Consider the following 16,219-nt stretch of genomic DNA (forward strand, 5'->3'; position numbering starts at 1 on the left):
GTGTGTTTGGATTCCCCTTGTGTCCGACACCAAGCTCTCCAAGGCCCTCACCTCCCCGCGGACCCGCGCGCTCACGCTGTGCGGGGTGCTGGTCGCCGCGCTGTTCGGCGTGGCCGCCTTCGTCCCGCTGCCGTACACGATCACCTGGCCGGGCCTGACCGCGGACACCCTGGGCTCGTACCAGGACAGGCCGGTGCTGACCATCACCGGGGCGCCGCTGCGCACCACCGAGGGCGAGCTGCGGATGGTCACCATCACGGCGACCAACGCCGGGCAGCGCAACACCTTCTGGCGCTCGGTGCGGGCCTGGTTCGACCCGCGGGAGGCGGTCCGCCCGACCGAGACGGTCTACCCGGAGACCGACCCGGTGAAGGCCGACGAGGCGACCGCCCAGCAGATGGCCGACTCCCAGGACGCGGCCACCGCGGCCGCGCTGAACCACCTCCACCTGTCGCCGGACCAGGTGAAGGTCAAGGTCGACCTGGGCGAGGTCGGCGGCCCGAGCGCCGGCCAGATGCTGGCGCTGGGCATCGTCGACAAGCTGGCCGGCGACGGCAGGGGCGGCGACCTCACCGGCGGGCTCACCATCGCCGGCACCGGCACCATCGACAAGGACGGCACCGTCGGCCCGGTCGGCGGCGTCCCCCTGAAGACGCAGGCGGCCGCCCGGGACGGCGCGACGGTGTTCCTGCTGCCCAAGGACGAGTGCGCGGATGCCAGGGTGAACACCCCGAAGTCGCTGCGCCTGGTGCCGGTCGGCACCCTCGACGAGGCGGTCGCCGCCCTCCAGGCGCTGAAGAGCGGCGGCACCGTCCCCTCCTGCTGACCGGGCTTTCCCCCCCCCGCACGGGGTCGGCCCGGTCCGGGAGGGCTCAGATCCCGAAGGCCACCGCGGCGAAGTCGTCGCCCAGCCGGGTGTGCAGCTGGGCGGCGACCCCGGCCAGCCGGTGCGCCTGGGCCATCGGCAGGGAGACCGAGATCGCGCCGATGCCGTTGCCCGCGACGACCGGCACGGCCGCACCCGCCATGTCGATCGCGTACTCCTGGAACTGGGTGATCGGGACGACCCGCCGCGGGCCCTGGCGCGGCAGCAGCGGCAGGCAGGCCGGGTCCCGCAGGGTGTACGGGGTGAACGGCACCATCGGGTAGCGGGCCAGGTGGTCCCGGCGCTCCTCGGCGGTCATCAGGGCCAGTACCGTCTTGCCGGCCGCGGTGGCGTGCGCGCCCTTCCGGAAGCAGGCCCGGTCGATCAGCGGCGCGCCGGGGGCCCCGGCGGCCTCGACCAGCTCCACCTCGCCGTGCCGGTACCAGGTGAAGTAGACGGCGGCGGAGAGTTCGTCGGCGAGCATGCCCAGCAGTGCCCTGAGCCGGGCCCGGCCGGTGGCCGGACCGTCGTACCGGATCAGCGCGGCGACCGCGGGGCCGGTCAGGTAGACGCCGCGACGGCGTTCCAGGTAGTGGTCGTGCACCAGGGTGCGGAGCAGGTGGTAGGCGGTGCCCAGGGCGAGGTCGGTGTCCCGGGCGAGCTGCTTGGCGGTGGCGCCCTTGGGGTAGCGGGCGGCCGCCTCCAGCAGGCGCAGGGCGCGCTGGGCGGAGGCGATGAGGGTGGGGGCGGTACCGTCGGCCGCGACGGCGTTCGTCATGCGGGGGCCGACCCGGGCAAGGGTGCGGCTGCCGCGGGTGTCAGCGGGCCGCGGGCCGGCGCGAGGGTTGGTAGAACGTTCATATTTAGATCTTGCGGCCATCGGCGCCTCATGCCTATGCCCGGATCGGCGCGTCGGGCCGCCCGGACCCTCCTACTCGGCGGCAGCCTGGTCCACCAGCGGCAGGATCCGGTACGGCACCGGGTTCTCCAGCACGATCGCGGTGGACGAGCGGACGATCCCGTCGAAGCCCAGCACCCGGTCGATCACCCGTTGCAGATCGGCGTTGGACCGGGCCACGATCCGCACCAGCATGTCCCCGATCCCGGTGATGGTGTGCAACTCCAGCACCTCCGGCACGCTCGCCAGGTGCGCCCGCACGTCCGCGCCCTGGCCCTGGGAGATCTCCAGGGTGGCGAAGGCCGTCACCGGGTAGCCGATCGCCGCCGGGTCCACCTCCGGGCCGAAGCCGCCGATCACGCCCTTGGCCTGGAGCCGGTCCAGCCGGGCCTGCACGGTGCCCCGGGCGACCTGCAACCGGCGCGAGCACTCCAGCACCCCGATCCGGGGCTCCTCCGCGAGCAGCCGGATCAGCCGGCCGTCCAGGGCGTCGATGGTGTCGTTGGTGCCGCCCGCCGGTGCGGCGGAAGTTCCGTGCGGGGCGGCGGAGCCGGGCGAGCCGGGGGAGCTCGGGGCGTGGGCGGGGGGCATCGCGGCACCGTCCTGTGGTGGGCATTCTGTACAGCGGCGCGGTCGATTCTCCCGCTCCGGGGCACAGCTTGACCAGGAGGAAACGGAACAGTTGCGCGCGGGTCGGCCCGGCGCCACCCTCCAGCCACACCCCCGTGCGCAGGGCCCCACTCCCGGTGCCCGGGGCGGCCAGGATGGTCCGTACGCCTACCGGGAGGGCAGTCATGACCGACACCGCCGCCGAACCCGCCCTGTTCGGGGCAGGCCTCGTACCGGACCCGGCGGAGGCGGGGCCGCTGCCGGCGGGCCGTGCCGACGCGGTGGTCTTCGCGGTCGCCGACGCCGAGCGGGCGGCCCGCCGCTACTGCGCCGCGCTCGGGCTGCGCTGCACCGCCTACGCGGGGCCGGAGACCGGCGAGCCGGAGACCCTCTCGTACGTGCTGACCGCGCCGGGCACGCGGATCGTGCTCTCCTCCCCGGTGCGGACCACCGGACCGCGCGGCCGGGAGCTGGCCGCGTACCTGGACCGGTACGGGGACGGGGTGCTGGACCTCGCGGTGAGCGTGCCGGACGTCTACTACGCCTACGACTACGCGGTGGACCGGGGCGCGCTGTCGCTGGCCGAGCCGTACGAGGCGCGGGACGACTACGGCGCGGTGGTGCTGGCCACCATCGGGGTGCCGGGCGGCACCCGGCACACCCTGGTCGACCGGGCGGGGTACGCGGGGCCGTACCTGCCGGGGTACGTGCCGCGCGACGGCTTCTGACGGGGCGCCCGGCGGGAATCGTCGGACCCGCCTCAGCGGATCGCGGTCTCCACGATCGGCGGGTGGCCGTTCCAGGAGGCGAAGACCGAGTTGGCCTCGTCGTCCCGGGTGAAGTCGACCCGCAGCCACTGGCCGTTGGTCCACACCTGCATCTGCCAGCCCGGGTCCGGGGTGGCGGAGACCAGGGTGGCCCGGTCCGGCTTCAGGTCCAGCGCGACCTTGCCGCCCGGGACCGGGTAGCTCCTCACCGTGGACGTCGCGGTGGCGGCGGGGGCGGGCCTGCGGGTGGGCGGCGCGGCGGTGGTGGCGGGAGCCCGGCCGTGCGAAGCGGTGGTGGCGGGGGCGGCGGTGGCGGTCTGGGAGGCCGCCGGGGAAGGGGTCGTGGACTGTGCGGCGGAGCGCGGCTGGTCCAGGGTGGCGACCACGGAGTGCGGCGTGCCGTCGGCCTTCGGGGAGGGCAGCGGCAGCGCCGTCGGCTGCTCGAACGCGGCGCCGGTCAGCACCGCGTGCACGCCGAACCAGGACAGCGCCACCGCCGCCCCGGTGGCCGCCGCCCAGGCGCCGAGTTGTACCAGTCCGTTCCGCATCGTTCGCACATCCTGCCGTATTTCCAAACGGATGGAGACCGGTACCCCCGGTATTCAGCAGGGCAGTTGCACAATGTCCGGACCGACCCCCGAGGTACAGACCACTGACCGGCGATGGCGTACCGTGCAGGGCCATGGCAACAGTGCTCGTGGTCGAGGACGACCCCTTCGTACGTTCCGCCCTCATCCGCCACCTGACCGACACCGGTCACGCGGTCCGCAGCGTGGGCACGGCTCTGGAGGCACTGCGGGAGGTCGCCCAGGTCGGCTGTGAACTGGTGATCCTCGACCTGGGCCTGCCCGACCTGGACGGCAGCGAGGCGCTCAAGATGATCCGGGGCCTGACCAACGTGCCGGTGATCATCTCCACCGCCCGGGACGACGAGGCCGAGATCATCCGGCTGCTCAACGACGGCGCCGACGACTACTTGGTGAAACCTTTCTCCGGGGAGCACCTCAGCGCCCGGATGACCGCGGTACTGCGCCGGTTCGGCGGCGGCGCGGCCCCCGTCGCCCAGGTGCTGCGGGTCGGCGGACTGGCCATCGACCTCCAGCGGCGGGAGGCCGCGCTGGACGGACGGCCGCTCGACCTGACCCGCCGTGAGTTCGACCTGCTGGCCTTCCTGGCCGCCCGGCCCGGCGTCGTGGTGCCGCGCAAGGAGATCCTCGCCGAGGTCTGGCAGCAGACCTACGGCGGCGACCAGACCATCGACGTCCACCTCTCCTGGCTGCGCCGCAAGCTCGGCGAGACCGCCTCCAACCCCCGCTACCTGCACACCGTCCGGGGCGTCGGGGTCCGGCTGGAGGCCGTCGGGGGCTCGGCGGAGCACCGGACATGAGGCGGTTCGGGCGCTCGCTGCGCTGGGCCCTGATCAAGGCCGCCGTGGCCGGGACCACCATGGTCGCGCTGGCCTTCCTGATCCCGCTCGGGATGATGGTCCAGCAGACCGCGCGGGACCGGGCCTTCACCGCCGCCGAGCGGCAGGCCGCCGCGCTCGGACCGGCCCTGGCGATCACCACCGACGAGGACGCCGTCAACCGGGCGCTGGCCAGTACGGACGCCGGCGGGCAGGGGCGGATGGCGGTGCACCTTCCGGCGGCCGGGCAGCCCGCCGGGGCGGGTGCCGCCGGGGCGGGTGTCGCTGCGGCCGGTGGCGCCGGGACGGGCGGCGGCGACGCGGTCCGCGGCGGCGGGAGCGGCGAGCCGGAGGGCCCGATGCTGGGGGAGGCGCGAGCCGCCCCGGCCGACGTGGCCACCGCCGGTGGACAGGGCCGCTCCTTCACCGTGAAGGTGCCCGGCGGGTACGCCCTGCTCCAGCCGGTCGCGGTGGACACCGGGCGGACCGCGGTGGTCGAGGTGTTCGTCGCCGAGAGCGACCTCACCGGCGGCGTCGCCACGGCCTGGCAGGTGCTCTCCGCCGTGGCGCTCGGCCTGGTCGCCATCTCGGTGCTGGTCGCCGACCGGATGGGCGGCCGCATCGTCGCCTCCGCGCGCAGCCTCGCCGGCGCCGCCCGCTCGCTCGGCGCGGGGAACCTGTCGGTGCGGGTCCCGGTGGAGGGCAAGCAGGTCGAGGGCAGCCCCGAGGAGCTGCGCGAGGCCGGCCAGGCGTTCAACACCATGGCCGACCGGGTGGTCCAACTCCTCGCCGCCGAACGGGAACTGGCCGCCGACCTGTCGCACCGGCTGCGCACCCCGCTGACCGTGCTGCGGCTCAACGCCGCCTCGCTCGGCGAGGGCGACGCGGCCGACGCCACCCGGCACGCGGTCGCCCAACTGGAGCGCGAGGTCGACCAGATCATCCGCTCGGCCCGCCGCGCCCCCGAGGACGCGCCCGCCGTCGCGGTCGGCTGCGACGCCGCCGAGGTGATCCGGGAGCGGGTCGGCTTCTGGTCGGCGCTGGCCGAGGACGAGGGGCGCCGCTGGCAGCTGGCCGGAGCCGAGCGGGCGGCACCGGTGCCCGTCCAGCGCGGGGACCTCGCGGCCGCCGTCGACGCGCTGCTCGGCAACGTCTTCCGGCACACCGCCGTCGGCACCGCCTTCTCGGTGGACGTACTGGCCACCGACAGCTCGGTGATCGTGCTGGTCGGCGACGCCGGACCGGGGTACAGCGACCCGGCCGCCGCCCTCAAACGCGGCGAGGGGCACGGCGGCGAGGGCTCCACCGGTCTCGGCCTGGACATCGTCCGCAAGCTCGCCGAGTCCACCGGCGGGGACCTCGCGCTCGGCCGCTCCGCGGTGCTCGGCGGCGCCGAGACCCGGCTGCGGCTGCGCACCCGGCCGCCGGCGGCGGAGCCCGCCCGGGGCGGACGGCGGCGGGCCCGGGGCGCGCTGTTCCAGAGGTGACGGCGGGTCTGGGGGACGCGTGCCGGGGGTGGTGGCGGGGCGTCAGGGGCGAGGGGTTCAGGGGCTTGGTGGGGGCTTCGTGGGGCTTCGGTGGGGGTCTTTCTTAACGGCGACCTAAGGGAGTTCTACCCCTCGCTCAGGCCGCCGGTTCCGCGCCCGGGCCGCCGCTAGCGTCGGTCGCGCCGGTCACCCGACCGAGCCGGGCCGGCCGCCCGGAGGTCCGTACGCACCCGCGCCCGGACGGCGGCCGACCGTAGGCATCCGCGGAGGTAACGCGCCATGACCACCCAGCCCACCCGCCGCCCCGCCGGCCACCGCAGGCGCGGCCGCAAGGGCGCGATCGTCGGGGCCGCCGCGGTCGCCGCCGCCCTGGTCGCGGGCGGGACGGTCCTCCTCGCCTCCTCGGCCAGCGCCGCCTCGCTGGGCGCCGTCTACAGCCGCACCAGCTCCTGGGACGCCGGCTACACCGGCCAGTACCTGGTCACCAACCCGGACGGCAGCGCGATCGAGGACTGGACGCTCAGCTTCGACCTGCCGGCCGGGGCGAGGATCGACTCGCTCTGGAACGCCACCTTCACCGTCGACGGGCAGCACGTCACGGTCAGGCCGGAGGCCTGGCACAGGAGGCTGGAGCCCGGCCGGAGCGTGGTGGTCGGCTTCGTCGCCCAGGGCGCCGGCGCGGCACAGACCGAGCCCGCCAACTGTCTGGTCAACAACGTCTCCTGCAAGGCCGGAGACGGCACCGCGCCCACCCCCTCGGGGCGCCCGACCACCGCCCCCTCGCCCACGGCGAGCGCGAGCGCGACGGCCACCGCCGCACCGACCGCCACCGCGGTTCCGACCGCCACGCCGACCGTCACCGCGACGGCGAAGCCGACCACCCCGGCGCCGACCACCACCCCGACCGTCACCCCCACGGCGACCGGTGTGCCCCTTCCCCCGGTCGGCGCCGGGGCCGGCTTCGCCCCGTACGTGGACACCTCGCTCTACCCGCCGTACGACCTGGTCGCCACCGCCAAGGCGACCGGGGTGAAGAACTTCAACCTCGCCTTCGTGGTGTCCGGCGGCGGCTGCGTGCCCAAGTGGGGCGGCGTCAGCGACCTCGCCGCCGACGCGGTGGCCGCCCGGATCGGCGCGCTGCGGGCGATCGGCGGCGACGTCCGGGTCTCCTTCGGCGGCGCCAACGGCAGCGAGCTCGCCCTGGCCTGCGGCTCGACCGCCGAGCTGACCGCCGCGTACCAGAAGGTCGTGGACGCCTACGGCCTCACCCGGCTGGACTTCGACGTCGAGGGCGGGGCGATCGCGAACACCGCCGCCAACACCCGGCGCGCCCAGGCCATCGCCCAGCTGCAGCGGAACGCCGCCGCCGGGGGCAGGGCCCTGGACGTCTCCTTCACCCTGCCCGCACTGCCCTCCGGGCTGACCCAGGAGGGCGTCGACCTGGTCGCCGACGCCAAGCGCAACGGGGTCGCGGTCGGCGCCGTCAACATCATGGCGATGGACTTCGGCGACGGCGTCGCCCCCGACCCCCAGGGGCAGATGGGCAAGTACGCGATCGCCGCGGCCACCGCCACCCAGGCCCAGGTCAAGAGCGTGCTGGGGCTGGACGACGCGGCGGCCTGGCGGAAGGTCGCGGTCACCCCGATGATCGGCGTCAACGACGTGGCCAGCGAGGTCTTCACGGTGGCCGACGCCAAGCAGCTGGCCGACTTCGCGGCCGGCCGGCACCTGGCCTGGCTGGCCATGTGGTCGGGCACCCGGGACAAGGCCTGCGAGGGCGGCGCCAAGGCCCACGCCGACGCGACGTGCAGCAGCATCGTCCAGCAGCCGCTGGACTTCACCCGGGCCCTGGGCGCGTACACGGGCTGAGGCCCGGCTGCCCGGGTCCGGCCCCGGCCGGATCCGGATCGGGTCCCGGCCCTCGCCGCCCGGACTCCGCCCCTGGCCGTCCGTGCTCCGTCCGCACGGAAGCACGGCCGGTCAGGGCCACTTTGTCACGCTGGGTAGTCGATCGTGTCCGATTCCACCCGGACGGCATCCGGTATCGTCGCTGGTTGGCCGAGCCGTGGACGGAGTGGACAGTGACAGCGGTGCAAGACGAGCGCAGCCCGGTGCGGACCGCACCCGACCCCTCGCCCGCCCTGCTGTCGGACCGGCTGCGCCGGGCCCTCGGCGCCCCCGGCCGGGCGCTGCGCGAGGCCCCCCGCCGTCCGCTGCTGGCCGCCTCCGCCGTGGCGCTGCTGTCCCTGCTGGTGTACGCGGTGGTCCGCCACTTCGTCCACACCTCGATGGTGGACATGATCGTCTACCGGGCCGAGGGCGCCGCCGTGGCCAACGGCACCGACCTGTACGAGCTGCGCGTCACCGAGTGGAACCTCCCCGCGACCTACCCGCCGTTCGCGGCGATGCTGTTCGTCCCGACCACCTGGTTCCCGGTCCCCTTCCTCCGGGTGGCGATCACTCTCGGCAACCTCGGGCTGCTCGCCCTGCTGACCCACCTGTCCTTCAAGCTGGCCGGTTGGCCGCGCCGCGAGCTGCGGCCGATCGGCGTGGTCCTGGTGACCGGCCTCGGGGTCTGGCTCGAACCGGTCTTCACCACGCTCCGCTACGGCCAGATCAACCTCGCGCTGGCCTGCCTGGTCCTCTGGGACCTCACCCGCGCGGACGGGCGGCGGAGCAAGGGCATGGCGATCGGCATCGCCGCCGGCATCAAGCTCACCCCCGGCCTGTTCGCGGTCTACCTGCTGATCACCGGCCGGGTCCGGGCCGCCTTCGTGGCGGGCCTCACCTTCCTCGGCACCTTCCTGCTCGGCGCCCTGGTCCTGCCCGACGCCACCTGGGGCTTCTGGACCAAGTACCTCTACGACTCCTCCCGGGTCGGCAAGACCTGGATCGTCGACAACCAGTCGATGCGCGGCGCCTTCGCCCGCCTGCTGCACGCCGCCGACCCCGGCACCGTCGCCACCCTCGGGGCCGGCCTGGTCGCGCTGGCGGGCCTCGCCGTCGCCGCCTGGGCCGCGCGCAGCGGCCGCTGGCTGCCCCGGGCCGAGGCCTGGGGCGTCTGCTGCGCGGCCGTCACCGCCGTGCTGATCTCGCCGATCAGCTGGACCCACCACTGGGTCTGGTGCGTGCCGATGCTCGTCCTGCTCGCCGCCGAGGCCTCGGTCGAGCACGCCCGTCCGGCCGGTGTCCGCCGACTGCGCTGGCGGGCCGTCTTCTGGGGCACCCTGGTCGCGTTCCTGTCCTTCGCGATGTGGGCCGCGAAGCCGGTCGGCCTGGCCGTCCTCGACATGTCACCGTGGCGCCAGCTGCCGACCTCGGTCTATCCGTGGGTCGGACTCTGCTTCCTGCTCGCCGCCGCCGTCCGGATAAGGGCCCGACGGCGTTCGGCCGGTGCGCCGCTGGTCCGGCTGCCCGGGCAGCGGGACGTCGGCGGTCCGGACTCCGCCCGCGGCCGTCAGCAGGCCCCCGCAGCCCGCTGAGCCGACGGGGGCGCCGCTGCCGTGTCCCTGCTTCCGGTCCTTCCCGTCCTTTCGTTCCTTGCGCTCCTTGCGCTTCTTCCGCCGGGCCCGCTGCTCGTCCGCGTGGTCCCGAGGGTGCTCGTGCTCGTGCTGCTGTACGTGCCAGTGCACGCTGCGGCGCATGCCTAGGCGAGCAGCTCGGCGAGCGAGCCGTCCATGTCCAGCGCGGCCAGCTCGCTGCCCGGCGGGACCAGCCGGTGCGCCCGCTCCAGCCAGGCCGCGACGGCCGGCAGCGGGGCCTCCAGCAGCGCGTCGCCGGCGGGCGAGCTGAGCGCCAGACAGAGCACGCTGCGGCGGCCCGAACGGGTCGGCCAGATCCGCACGTCGCCCTGGCCGCACGGGCGGAAGGTGCCCTCGACCAGCAGCTCGCGGGCGAACACCCAGGTCACCGGGGAGCCGGTGTCCAGGTGGAAGGTGATGTACACCGCGTACGGGTCGTGGCTGCCGTAGGACAGTCGGGCCGGGACCGGGACGCTGTGCTCGGGCGAGAGCACCAGGTTGAGCTCCAGCTCGTGCTCGACGACGCTGACGGGACGCTCCATGATCGTCTTCCTCTCTGCCTTCGGGCGGTGCCCGGTTCCGGGCCCCTGTGACCTTTGAGAGGCCGGTCCGCAGCGGCTCTTACACACGTTTCCGGGATTTCTTCGGGAAGTCCGGTGAGGGGTGGTGAACGGCGGGCGGCACGGCGCGCGAGCAAATGTCGTGCGCTGGGTTCCCTACCTTGAGCGACCCCCCGCTGTCCGGGGAATCGCGAACTTCCCGTCACGGCTTCGATGAGGTACTACCCTTTGTGACTGCCCGGCGACTGTCCGCCCATCGGTGGCGCCCCCACGCGCGCCGAGCGCCGGGCGCGCGCCGGATCGTGCGCGCGGTGGACGCGTCTGCGGTGGTCGGGCCCGGTCGGCCCGCACCGTCCTCGTCAGGCCCTGCCAGGAAAGAAGACGCCCATGACGGACCGCCCCTTCGCCGGCGCCGGCGACCCGGCCGTCGCGCCCGAGCCCGGCTACTATCCCGACCCCTCCGTCCCCGGCTTCGTCCGGTACTGGGGCGGCTCGGCCTGGGTGCCCGGCACCAGCCGGCCCGCGCCCGCCGCCGGTGAGGTGCTGGCGCCGCCCCGGTACGCGACCCGCCGGCCCGCCCGGGACGGGGTGCCGGCGCGGGCGGTGCCGCCGCCGGTGGTGGCGGAGGCGGCGGTCGTGCGGGCGGCGGCCCCGGAGCCGGTGGTCCCGGAGGCGCTGGTCCCGGAACCGGGCGGGCGGGCTCAGGCCGGGATGCCGGCGGGCGGGGGTGACACCGGGCCGGTGTACTTCGACCAGACCTCGGGCGGGGCGTCCTTCGTACTCGGGCCGCGACTGGCGGAGGTGATCGGCGGGCCGGTGTTCCGGACGGTCGACGGGCCGGGGGAGTCGCCCGGCGGGCCGTCGTCGGGGGTGCCGTCGGGCTTCGGGCAACGTGTGGAGGACCCCGGGAGCGTCGGCGCGGGGTCCGAGGCGGTCCCGGCGTCCGGTCCGGCCCTAGCCCCGGCTCCGGCTGCCGGGGAGTCCGGGTGGCAGGCCGATCCGCGGACGCAGCGGGGCCTGATGGAGACGGGCGGCGCGCAGCACTGGGTCTCCTGGGGGGTGCTTTCGGAGGCGCCCGAGGCGGAGGATGGGCGCGCGGAGCAGGAGCGCGCTCCGGCTGCCGTGGAACTGGCCGTCGCCTTCCCTCCCGCGGGGGCTCCCGCTGGAGGGAAGGCGGTGCGGGAGGCGCTGGTGCCGGCCGTCCTGGCCTCGGGCCCGGTACCGGTGGTCGGCGAGGAGTCGCTCCCGCTTCCGGGCTCGGTTCCGATTCCGGCCCCGGTCCCGGCCGCGGTGGCGGTCGCCGCGAAGCCCGTGGCCGCGACCGCCGCCACCGCCGTCGCCGCCCCGTCGTCCACCGTCCGGACGGTCCGGGAGACCGCCGTCCAGCCCCGGTCGGCCGCCACCCCCACCGTCTCCGCGCCGTCCCGGGCCGCGCGGGGCACCCGGGTCGTCCGGCCGGCCGGCCTCGGCCGTCGACTGGCGGCACGGACGGTGGACACCGCCGTCCTGCTGGTGGTCGCGGTCGCCGCCGGCATCCCGCTCGCCCGCTCGGTGACCGACCACCTCCAGCTGAAGGTCGACCAGGCCCGGATGGCCAGCGCCCTCACCCGCCGTCAGGTCCAGGTCTGGCTGGTGGACGACGTGGTGCTGGGCAAGATCGCCGTACTGATCGGCATCCTGCTGTTCGTCAGCCTGCTGTACGAGGTGCTGCCGGTCGCCCGCACCGGCCAGACCTTCGGCAAGCGACTGGCCCGGATCCGGGTGGTGGACGCCGCCGCCCCGGCCGCCCGGACCAGGCTGAGCCTCGGCCGCTCGCTGCTCCGGTGGGCCGTGCGGCAACTGGGCACCGTGCTGCTGGTCGGCCTGGTCTGGCCGGTGTTCGACCGGGTGACGCGGCGGGGCTGGCAGGACCGGGCGGCCCGCACCCGGGTGGTGCGGGGCTGAGTGCGGGGCAGAGGGCACAGGAGCCCGGAGCAAAACGGACAAAATATCCCGTACATCAAGAATGTGCGATGTTCTACTCGGGGGCATGAGCACCCACGACCCCTCGGGCCCCCAGCCGGAGGGGGGCGGCAAGCCCTCCTTCGACAAGCAGCCCCCGCAGCCGGGCGGCGACACGCCGGAAAGCGAGCCGTCTGGCCCGACCCCGTCCCCGTCCAACGACCCGTCCGGCGGCCCCGGCGCCTACCAGGGCACCTACGGCGGCAGCCCGTACGGCGAGCCGACCCCCGGTCGGAACCCGTACGGCGAGAACCCGCACGACCAACCCCCGTACGACCAGCCGCCCCCCGGCTACGGCACCGGCTACGGCCCCGGCGCGTACGGCACCCCCGGCGCAGGCCCCGTCCCCGGCATGCCGCCGATCGGCACCTGGCCCAAGCGGATCCTCGCCCGGCTGATCGACTACGTCCTGATGCAGGTCATCGGCGTGATCGTGGTGGGGCCCTTCAGCGACCTCAGCACGCGCAACGGCTCCACCGAGGCATTCTGGCTCGGCTGCGCCCTCTACCTCGTCTACGAGGCCGTGATGCTCAGCCGGGACGGCCAGACCCTCGGCCGGAAGGCGATGAAGATCCGAGTCGCCATGCTCGTCGACGGGAACACGCCCACCCCGTCCGCCGCCTGGACCCGCTCCGCCGTCTTCATCCTCCCGGCCGTGGTCTGCTGCGCCGCGCTCTGGTGGATCGTCGACGGGCTCTTCGGCGTCTTCGACAAGCCCTACCGGCAGTGCCTGCACGACAAGGCCGCGAAGACCGTCGTGGTCACCACGGAGGTCTGAGCGGCGGAGCGGGACGCGTCCGCGCCCGGCGGCGGATCAGCGCTGCCGGGCGTACGCGTGTCCGGCGGGGGCCGGGGCCGGGATTGGGGCCGGGTCCGCGAGGCCGGCAGGCTCTGTGGCGGCGCCGGCCGCGGCCACGGACATCCGGAGCACCGTCACCACGGTGCCGAGTGCCAGCGCGAACCCCACCAGCACCGAGACCGCCAGGACGCTCGAAGCGCCCGAAACGGCCAGCAGTGCCACCGTGGTGGCGACGACGGTGAACGAGCCGAGGCAGGCCTGGGCGACGGAGGGGCGCGGCATGGCGGAGGTCCTTCGCACGTCGGGGGAAACGGGCGGGAATGGTGCCGGTTCCGGTGGTCCTACCCCGCGGGGAGACGGGTCCGTCCAGGCTAGCCCCCGAGCCCGGGGGCACGGGGGGCGCACGGGCTCACTCCGGGGTCGTCCGAACCGGTCGGTACGGTGAACCGCAACCTGTCGACCGCGTACCACCGCACACCAGGCACCACCGCACCCGGGGGAACCGACCATGCCCATCCCCGCCGACTGGCCCACCACCGAGGCCGAGGCGCTCGCCGAACAGGAGCGGCTGCGCCCGCTCGTCCAGGCCCACGACGACCCCGGCCGCGACCACGCGGCCCCCGGCGAACTGGTCGCCGGCGTCGACGTCGCCTACGACGACGACCACGACCTCGTCGCCGCCGCGGCCGTCCTGCTCCGCCGGGACACCCTCGACGTCGTGGAACAGGCCACCGCCGTCGGCCGGATCGCCTTCCCCTACGTCCCCGGACTGCTCGCCTTCCGCGAACTGCCCGCCGTCCTCGACGCGTTGGCCGCCCTCACCCGCACCCCCGACACCGTCGTCTGCGACGGCTACGGCCTCGCCCACCCCCGCCGCCTCGGCCTCGCCAGCCACCTCGGCGTCCTCACCGGACTGCGCACCCTCGGCGTCGCCAAGTCCCCCTTCACCTTCGACCACCACGAACCCGACGCCCCCCGCGGCTCCTGGACCCCGCTCACCGACCCCGCCACCGGCGAGGAGGTCGGCCGCGCCGTCCGCACCAGGGCCGGCGTGAAACCCGTCTTCGTCTCCATCGGCCACCGGACCGGCCTCGACACCGCCGTCCGCACCACCCTCGACCTCGCCCGCCACTACCGCCTCCCCGAAACCACCCGGCACGCCGACTCGCTCTGCCGACGCGCCCTCGCCGACGCCCGACGGACCGGGACGAACGCGAACTGACCATGTCCCGGGCGGGATTCGGACCCGGTGTGTTAGACATGGGACACCGGGGCCCGGCCCCGACCGCCAGGGACGGACGCACGGGGGAGGCGCCGAAATGGGATCAGGGACCACCGGTACCGGTTCTACCGGCGGAGCCGGACAGGGCTACCGCATCGAGGTCGAACAGCTCCGCGCCTTCGCCGGCCAAGTCCGGCTGCTGCTCGCCGACTTCCAGAAGCACGCCGACGGCACCGACGCCCACGGCCGCAGCGGCATCGGCAAGAACGCCTTCGGGACCTTCGCCGAGGCCGCCGAGATCCACGGCCGCTACGGCACCATGCGGGACGCGCTGCGCGACGTCCTCAACCAGCTCCAGGAAGCCGTGGACGAGGCCCAGCGGAAGGCCGACCTCACCGCCACCAACTACGAGGAGCAGGACCACCACACCGCCGCGAAGCTCAAGCTCGGCGACGACGGCTGGTCCGTCGCACACCCCTCCGCGAGCAGCCAGGCCGCGGCCCAGCAGAACCGCACCCCGTCCACCCGCGGCAACGCCACCGTCTGACCGCCGCCCGCCCGGACCCGAACGGAGGCCGACCGCCCGTGGTCTACACCGACTTCACCAAGTACAGCCACGCCCAGCTCCGCACCATGGCCCAGGCCCTCGACCCCGGCGCGGTGATGGCCGCCGGCGACCCCTGGCGCAAGGCCGCCGAAACCCTCAAGCAGATCCGCCTGACCCTCACCAAGGCCAGCACCGAGGCCGCCACCTCCTGGGAAGGCACCACCAGCGACGCCTTCCACACCCGCATGCTCACCCTGGCCGCCAGCATCAACAACGCCGCCGCCTACGCCAACGACGCGGCCAACATCCTCCACAACACCTCCGAGGCCATGGCCAAGGCCAAGCGCGACATGCCCGAGGAACCCGGCAACTGGGACAAGGTCAAGGACACCGTCGGCGACGCCCTCTTCGGCGACGAGGACGAACACATCCCCCTCGCCGACCGCAAGAAGGCCGAAGCGGCCGCCATCATGCAAACCCTCGCCATGCACTACCGCATCGCCACCCCGGCCCTGAAGCCCCCGCCTCCGCTGGACCTGAGGCCACGGCAGCCGATTCGGGACGACCCCTCAGACGGAGCCCCGGGTGATCCGAGTGGAGCCGCGGCGACGGCGGCCGCGATGATGTCGGGTACCTCGGTGGGGGCGGCGGGAACATCGACGCGGACGACGACCGTTCCGCCTCCTCAGCGCAAGTCATCCCAACCGCCGATGACCGCTCGGACTGTGGCGGGGAGCGGTTCGGCTCCGACGGATTCGGGGATCAAGGGCGGTACGGCGCAATCCCCGTCGAAGCCGGCGGTCCCTCCGAGCCGGGGTTCCGGAGAGGGCATCTCCGGCAGGCCAGTCGCCCCCGCGAGTGGAAGTGTGCCGAATCCTGCGCTGGCCGGGACACAGACCTCCGGACTGGATCTCGTACAGACCGGAGGACCCGCCACCGGGCCGCTCGGGGGTGGCAACGGTCCAGAGGTCCCTCGTACTACCGGCCCGACAACCGTTCCTCCGGCCGGGCCGATCGTGGGTTCGGGAAGGCCTGGCCCCGGCGGTAGGGAGATCTCGGCCGGCGTGATGCCGGTCGAGGGTTCCGCGCCGCGGGGCGCCCGGCCTCTCGGCGGTTCCGGTGAGGTCTACCCGGGTATCGGCGCCGGGGGGCGTGGAGGGCCTGCGGGAAGGCAGTCCAGGGGATCTCTGGCGCGACCTGGCGGGGTCGCCGGAGAGCCGGCGAAGCCTGGCGGAGCACCAGGCAAGCAGGCATTCACGGAAGGCGGATCCGGTTTGGGAGCCCGGAACCGGCTCAGGGGTGAGGCGGGGGGCGTGAGCACGAACGGGATGGCTGCCGGTGTCCCGCTGAGCGGAACACAAGGACGCAAGAAGGACCGGGGGAAGGACGGCAAACGGCCGGACTTCCTCGTCGAGGACGAGGAGACCTGGGCGTCGGACAAGCCGGCGAACCCGAACGTGGTGGAATGAAAACCGGTCCGTTAACGGACAACGGTTCTGATCGCATCCCGCAGGTCGGTGACCTGCGGGATGCCGCGC

General features: G+C 74.6%; 16 protein-coding genes. 11 read left to right on the forward strand and 5 right to left on the reverse strand.

Annotated features, from left to right (window positions below):
• Positions 1 to 19 precede the first annotated feature (19 nt).
• Entirely contained in the window at positions 20 to 826 is an 807-nt protein-coding gene (locus tag ACZ7RU_RS26570) for a S16 family serine protease (RefSeq protein ID WP_470343473.1), read from the forward strand.
• Between the two features lie 46 nt (positions 827 to 872).
• On the opposite strand, the gene ACZ7RU_RS26575 is transcribed toward ACZ7RU_RS26570, so the two are convergent.
• The gene (locus ACZ7RU_RS26575; RefSeq protein WP_470343474.1) at positions 873 to 1,643 is read right to left on the reverse strand and encodes an IclR family transcriptional regulator; all 771 of its coding nucleotides are present in this window, start codon (positions 1,641 to 1,643) and stop codon (positions 873 to 875) included.
• Between the two features lie 153 nt (positions 1,644 to 1,796).
• Positions 1,797 to 2,354, reverse strand: coding sequence for an Lrp/AsnC family transcriptional regulator (locus ACZ7RU_RS26580; protein WP_470343475.1), 558 nt, complete (start codon positions 2,352 to 2,354; stop codon positions 1,797 to 1,799).
• 203 nt (positions 2,355 to 2,557) lie between these two features.
• On the opposite strand from ACZ7RU_RS26580, the gene ACZ7RU_RS26585 reads away from it, so the two are divergent.
• Positions 2,558 to 3,100 carry a VOC family protein gene (locus ACZ7RU_RS26585; protein WP_470343476.1) on the forward strand — a complete coding sequence of 181 codons (543 nt, stop codon included), beginning with the start codon at positions 2,558 to 2,560 and terminating at the stop codon, positions 3,098 to 3,100.
• 32 nt (positions 3,101 to 3,132) lie between these two features.
• Here ACZ7RU_RS26585 and ACZ7RU_RS26590 read toward each other — a convergent pair whose 3' ends face one another.
• Positions 3,133 to 3,687, reverse strand: coding sequence for a hypothetical protein (locus tag ACZ7RU_RS26590; protein WP_470343477.1), 555 nt, complete (start codon positions 3,685 to 3,687; stop codon positions 3,133 to 3,135).
• 134 nt (positions 3,688 to 3,821) lie between these two features.
• On the opposite strand from ACZ7RU_RS26590, the gene ACZ7RU_RS26595 reads away from it, so the two are divergent.
• From ACZ7RU_RS26595 to ACZ7RU_RS26610, 4 genes are all read left to right on the forward strand, one after another.
• Positions 3,822 to 4,526, forward strand: a complete 705-nt coding sequence (locus ACZ7RU_RS26595; RefSeq protein ID WP_470343478.1) for a response regulator transcription factor — start codon at positions 3,822 to 3,824, stop codon at positions 4,524 to 4,526.
• Positions 4,523 to 6,031 carry a sensor histidine kinase gene (locus ACZ7RU_RS26600; protein WP_470343479.1) on the forward strand — a complete coding sequence of 503 codons (1,509 nt, stop codon included), beginning with the start codon at positions 4,523 to 4,525 and terminating at the stop codon, positions 6,029 to 6,031. Before ACZ7RU_RS26595 ends, ACZ7RU_RS26600 begins: the two co-directional genes overlap by 4 nt.
• A 279-nt stretch (positions 6,032 to 6,310) precedes the next feature.
• Positions 6,311 to 7,900, forward strand: a complete 1,590-nt coding sequence (locus ACZ7RU_RS26605) for a glycoside hydrolase family 18 protein (protein ID WP_470343480.1) — start codon at positions 6,311 to 6,313, stop codon at positions 7,898 to 7,900.
• A 212-nt stretch (positions 7,901 to 8,112) separates the two neighbouring features.
• Positions 8,113 to 9,513, forward strand: a complete 1,401-nt coding sequence (locus tag ACZ7RU_RS26610) for a glycosyltransferase 87 family protein (RefSeq protein WP_470343481.1) — start codon at positions 8,113 to 8,115, stop codon at positions 9,511 to 9,513.
• A gap of 164 nt (positions 9,514 to 9,677) precedes the next feature.
• Here the strand turns inward: ACZ7RU_RS26610 and ACZ7RU_RS26615 are convergent, their stop codons facing one another.
• Entirely contained in the window at positions 9,678 to 10,094 is a 417-nt protein-coding gene (locus ACZ7RU_RS26615; RefSeq protein WP_097237712.1) for an SsgA family sporulation/cell division regulator, read from the reverse strand.
• 405 nt (positions 10,095 to 10,499) lie between these two features.
• On the opposite strand from ACZ7RU_RS26615, the gene ACZ7RU_RS26620 reads away from it, so the two are divergent.
• Both ACZ7RU_RS26620 and ACZ7RU_RS26625 read left to right on the forward strand, forming a co-directional pair.
• Positions 10,500 to 12,056, forward strand: coding sequence for an RDD family protein (locus ACZ7RU_RS26620; protein WP_470343482.1), 1,557 nt, complete (start codon positions 10,500 to 10,502; stop codon positions 12,054 to 12,056).
• An 85-nt stretch (positions 12,057 to 12,141) separates the two neighbouring features.
• Positions 12,142 to 12,891, forward strand: coding sequence for an RDD family protein (locus ACZ7RU_RS26625; protein ID WP_470343483.1), 750 nt, complete (start codon positions 12,142 to 12,144; stop codon positions 12,889 to 12,891).
• A 36-nt stretch (positions 12,892 to 12,927) separates the two neighbouring features.
• Here the strand turns inward: ACZ7RU_RS26625 and ACZ7RU_RS26630 are convergent, their stop codons facing one another.
• Complete coding sequence (locus ACZ7RU_RS26630) at positions 12,928 to 13,194, reverse strand: hypothetical protein (protein WP_470343484.1); 267 nt, start codon at positions 13,192 to 13,194, stop codon at positions 12,928 to 12,930.
• A 226-nt stretch (positions 13,195 to 13,420) separates the two neighbouring features.
• On the opposite strand from ACZ7RU_RS26630, the gene ACZ7RU_RS26635 reads away from it, so the two are divergent.
• The 3 genes from ACZ7RU_RS26635 to ACZ7RU_RS26645 all read left to right on the forward strand — a co-directional run bounded on the left by ACZ7RU_RS26635 (position 13,421) and on the right by ACZ7RU_RS26645 (position 16,150).
• Complete coding sequence (locus tag ACZ7RU_RS26635; RefSeq protein WP_470343485.1) at positions 13,421 to 14,134, forward strand: endonuclease V; 714 nt, start codon at positions 13,421 to 13,423, stop codon at positions 14,132 to 14,134.
• A 97-nt stretch (positions 14,135 to 14,231) separates the two neighbouring features.
• Entirely contained in the window at positions 14,232 to 14,681 is a 450-nt protein-coding gene (locus ACZ7RU_RS26640; RefSeq protein WP_470343486.1) for a hypothetical protein, read from the forward strand.
• A gap of 38 nt (positions 14,682 to 14,719) precedes the next feature.
• Positions 14,720 to 16,150 (forward strand): WXG100 family type VII secretion target, encoded by a 1,431-nt coding sequence (locus ACZ7RU_RS26645; protein ID WP_470343487.1) that lies wholly within the window; start codon positions 14,720 to 14,722, stop codon positions 16,148 to 16,150.
• Positions 16,151 to 16,219 lie beyond the last annotated feature (69 nt).

It is taken from the genome of Kitasatospora sp. NPDC114501 (assembly GCF_055633695.1).

Excerpts from the sequence above, each read along its gene's own strand:
- ACZ7RU_RS26585 (WP_470343476.1), top strand. The coding sequence starts at position 2,558 with ATGACCGACACCGCCGCCGAACCCGCCCTGTTCGGGGCAGGCCTCGTA.
- ACZ7RU_RS26620 (WP_470343482.1), top strand. The coding sequence starts at position 10,500 with ATGACGGACCGCCCCTTCGCCGGCGCCGGCGACCCGGCCGTCGCGCCC.
- ACZ7RU_RS26600 (WP_470343479.1), top strand. The coding sequence starts at position 4,523 with ATGAGGCGGTTCGGGCGCTCGCTGCGCTGGGCCCTGATCAAGGCCGCC.
- ACZ7RU_RS26615 (WP_097237712.1), bottom strand. The coding sequence starts at position 10,094 with ATGGAGCGTCCCGTCAGCGTCGTCGAGCACGAGCTGGAGCTCAACCTG.
- ACZ7RU_RS26625 (WP_470343483.1), top strand. The coding sequence starts at position 12,142 with ATGAGCACCCACGACCCCTCGGGCCCCCAGCCGGAGGGGGGCGGCAAG.
- ACZ7RU_RS26605 (WP_470343480.1), top strand. The coding sequence starts at position 6,311 with ATGACCACCCAGCCCACCCGCCGCCCCGCCGGCCACCGCAGGCGCGGC.
- ACZ7RU_RS26590 (WP_470343477.1), bottom strand. The coding sequence starts at position 3,687 with ATGCGGAACGGACTGGTACAACTCGGCGCCTGGGCGGCGGCCACCGGG.
- ACZ7RU_RS26580 (WP_470343475.1), bottom strand. The coding sequence starts at position 2,354 with ATGCCCCCCGCCCACGCCCCGAGCTCCCCCGGCTCGCCCGGCTCCGCC.
- ACZ7RU_RS26595 (WP_470343478.1), top strand. The coding sequence starts at position 3,822 with ATGGCAACAGTGCTCGTGGTCGAGGACGACCCCTTCGTACGTTCCGCC.
- ACZ7RU_RS26640 (WP_470343486.1), top strand. The coding sequence starts at position 14,232 with ATGGGATCAGGGACCACCGGTACCGGTTCTACCGGCGGAGCCGGACAG.
- ACZ7RU_RS26635 (WP_470343485.1), top strand. The coding sequence starts at position 13,421 with ATGCCCATCCCCGCCGACTGGCCCACCACCGAGGCCGAGGCGCTCGCC.
- ACZ7RU_RS26630 (WP_470343484.1), bottom strand. The coding sequence starts at position 13,194 with ATGCCGCGCCCCTCCGTCGCCCAGGCCTGCCTCGGCTCGTTCACCGTC.
- ACZ7RU_RS26575 (WP_470343474.1), bottom strand. The coding sequence starts at position 1,643 with ATGACGAACGCCGTCGCGGCCGACGGTACCGCCCCCACCCTCATCGCC.